Below are 1,460 nucleotides of genomic sequence, written 5' to 3'. Positions count from 1 at the left end.
GCGACAGCGTTGCAGAGCAACAGGTGAATCGGCGTCTTGCACCAGAAAGCCCCCGGCCAGGGTGCGGATTGTTTGGGCAGGCCCCACACACAAGTCCGGCAAGATCAAGACCCGCAAGTTCTTTTTGACTGACAGTAGCTCAGCCGCTTCTGGAGTGCAATCGGGAGCCACCACACACTCCAAAAAAGGCTCCACCAGCCGTCGGGCGGTCTCTGCGTCCAAGGGTTGGTTGAGGGCGACGATGCCCCCAAAGGCCGAAACTGGATCAGCAGCCAGGGCAGCCTCGAGGGCGGCAGCCGGCGATGGGCGAATGGCCACCCCGCAGGGGTTGTTGTGCTTAACCACCACCGCCACCGCTTGTTCAGGTTGCAAGAACTCCCTCCGAGCAGAGCCAGAAGACACAGAGCCCTTCCCGTCAGTGGGCCGCGTCGCATCAGCATTGCGGAGTAACAAGGTTAACTCTGCCGCCAGGGCACGGGCCGCCTCCAGATCCAGCAGGTTGTTGTAGCTCAGCTCCTTCCCCTGCAACTGCTTAGCCCGGTGCCAGCCGGGGGCAGCCGGATCCGTCACATACCAAGTGGCAGCTTGATGGGGATTTTCCCCGTAGCGCAGGCGTTGCCACAGGATCCCTTGCAGTTGAAACCTGTCTTCAGCGGCAGCTGCGGAGGACTGGGAGGGACCTGCTAGCTCCAGGCGAGCCAGGTAGGTGACGATGGCGCGGTCGTAGGCCAGCACCTGCTCAAAGGCCCGACGAGCACACTGGAAGCGAAACGCCAGCCGCTCTGTTTCCCCATAGGCCCCGGAGAGCAGTTGCAAATACTGGGGGTACTGGCTGGGATCCGTCAGCACCGTAACGTAGGGATAATTTTTGGCTGCCGCCCGCGCCAAAGTGGGCCCGCCGATATCGATCTGCTCAAAAGCTTCCTCCAGAGACACTCCTGCCTGGGCCACTGTCTGTTCAAAAGGGTAGAAGTTGACCACCACCAGTTGGATGGGAGGGATCCCCAGCGCCTCTAGGTCTGCCCGGTCTTCGCTGCATTCCAGGCGGGCCAAAATGCCGCCGTGGATGCGGGGGTGCAGCGTCTTCACCCTTCCCCCCAAGATTTCCGGCGCGCCAGTGTGGGCAGAGACAGGGGTGACCGGGATCCCAGCTTCTGAGAGCGCCTTGGCGGTTCCCCCACTGCTGAGCAGTTGAAAGCCATGCTCTTGCACGAGGGACTGGGCCAGCGGGATCAGTCCGGTTTTGTCGGATACACTCAACAAAGCCAACGGTACAGAATCCTGTTCGCGACAGCGTTGCGCAGTAGCAAGGGGCATTGGAGGCGTTATCCAGTAGAGAAGAGCCCAGAGGAAAAAGCTGGCCGGGATACCCAGCCCAGCGCTCTCACAGCATACCCCGAAAGCTGGACCCTCTTGTCCAGCCACCTGGTTCAGACAAATCTTCAGCTAGAAATCGCAGG

General features: G+C 61.0%; 1 protein-coding gene. It reads right to left on the bottom strand.

Annotated features, from left to right (window positions below):
- Window positions 1–1,317: bifunctional phosphoribosylaminoimidazolecarboxamide formyltransferase/IMP cyclohydrolase (gene purH / locus NW819_RS08805; protein ID WP_414413515.1), on the bottom strand; the 1,317-nt coding region annotated here is incomplete at its 3' end.
- Window positions 1,318–1,460 lie beyond the last annotated feature (143 nt).

The organism is Synechococcus sp. R8-2 (assembly GCF_047461715.1).
Lineage (GTDB): Bacteria > Cyanobacteriota > Cyanobacteriia > Thermostichales > Thermostichaceae > Thermostichus.
This window is presented reverse-complemented; position numbering and strand designations above follow the sequence as displayed.